Annotated in this window: 1 protein-coding gene and 1 pseudogene; one reads left to right on the forward strand and one right to left on the reverse strand. The window is 65.3% G+C overall.

Annotated elements, in window-relative coordinates; all coding sequences use genetic code 11:
• Window positions 1-421: 421 nt before the first annotated feature.
• Window positions 422-1,038, forward strand: a pseudogene (locus tag HV796_RS42150) (integrase); the annotation flags it as partial.
• A gap of 49 nt (window positions 1,039-1,087) precedes the next feature.
• Here HV796_RS42150 and HV796_RS42155 read toward each other — a convergent pair.
• Window positions 1,088-1,333, reverse strand: a complete 246-nt coding sequence (locus HV796_RS42155; protein WP_175233530.1) for a hypothetical protein — start codon at window positions 1,331-1,333, stop codon at window positions 1,088-1,090.
• Window positions 1,334-1,633: the final 300 nt, after the last annotated feature.

Genomic DNA, 1,633 nt, shown 5'->3' on the forward strand with positions numbered 1-1,633 from the left:
ATGCTGCCAGTCATACCTGTCCCGTGATGATCTGAAGAGGAATTTCGCCACACAGGCGCCGTGAGGGAGCGAGGCGCGCCCCCGGCTTCGAAGCCCGGCAGGCCGACGCTGCCATCAGCGGTGCTCACACCGTCATCGACAGGCCGCCGCATGGTCACGTTGGGAAACGGCACTGTTGCGCCTGCCATGCTCCTGGGAGCGTCCTGCATCGCCCTGCACCCCATGCCAAGGGCGTGGATCTTATCCCGCTCCCCCTATGCGCTCAAGCACGACTACTCAGTCCCTTTTCGTATTCGGGCTCGCATTTAGCGCATCCGGATCAGAGACGGCTTGCATGAAATCCGTGCCCTCAAGATAACTTTTCAATTATCACGAGGCACCGGTTTGTGCGCTAAACTCGCCCGCATGAAAATGCGCCACCCTGCCGCCTCCCGGCCCTGATCCGCTGCCCGGTTTTCCCGGCGCCGGTGAACTGGCCGCGCTGCGCGCCTGGTACACGGGCTTGGCCGTGCGCCCGGCCGTCGAGCGCTACCTGCTCGCGGCGCTGGGCGACGGCCGCTCCGCGCGCGGCTTGCTCCGGGCGTGTCCGGCGCAAACTGGTTGCCCTTGCGCATATCGCCCATCGCGACGATCTGGCGACGCTCCCCGGCCACCCGGCGGGTGAACGGCAACGGCACGCGAAGGCCGTCGCGCAGGCGATCGACACCCTGCGCACCGCATCACGACCCTCGCCGATATGACCGTGCGCATTCCGCGTCGTCGCCAGCGGTGGAAGGCCGTGCAATCGAGGCGTTCTTCGCGGCCTGGCCTGCCCTCACGGACAAGGCCGCACTCGTGGTCGCGAGCCAGCGCGGCGACATCGTGCCGTGGGAATCCCTGAACCTGCCGCACGAGGTCGATGGCTCCCAGGGGACCTTCCGCGCGCTGGCCGCCAGCGACACACTGGACGCCGCCAACGATTACGGGGCCGTGCAGACCTGGCTTGCGCTGCACGGATCGCCGGCCACGCAGCGCACGTACAGGAATCTACGCGACAGGGATTGATCACGTTCCGATGTAGGGCGCAAGTACGCATATGCACCAGCGGTTACCGGACTGCCGAGTGATGCATCGACGGTCGGTCCGGGGTATGACCTGCTGTCGCGCAAGCGCTCAAGCCGTTCCAGGCGATCGGCACAACGACGATCTCTTCGCCCTGCCCATCCAGAAACCAGCCGACGCGGGCGCGGCCGCGCTCGAGCGCCTCGTTGATGGCCTGTTCTCCGGCCTTGATCGCATCGGTGCCGAGCTCGTGCCGGCGCGCCTCATCAATGATGGCGGTGACGATCACCATCTGCAGCAGGGGTCGCCAGACCGTGCTCTGAACCCTAGTTCGTGCGAAGCGCCTCACAGGCGGCATGGTGCTGAAGCGAGAGTTCATCCGCGTGCGATCGCGGTATCGGCAGCAGCATGGTTCGGTTCAGCCGGGCATGCATGGAAGGTTGCGAACGCTGCGGCGAACGTGACGGTCGTCGTGCCATTTCGCAGAGCAATTGTCAAATCTGGTGTACGCGGTGAGCAGGTTCATCAGGCGGCGAGCGATTGCTGAACCGGTGTGCTGTCGATCACCGGGATGCCATTTCTGAAAGGAATG

The organism is Paraburkholderia humisilvae (genome assembly GCF_902859855.1).
Lineage (GTDB): Bacteria > Pseudomonadota > Gammaproteobacteria > Burkholderiales > Burkholderiaceae > Paraburkholderia > Paraburkholderia humisilvae.

Excerpts from the sequence above, each read along its gene's own strand:
- HV796_RS42155 (WP_175233530.1), bottom strand. The coding sequence starts at position 1,333 with ATGGTGATCGTCACCGCCATCATTGATGAGGCGCGCCGGCACGAGCTC.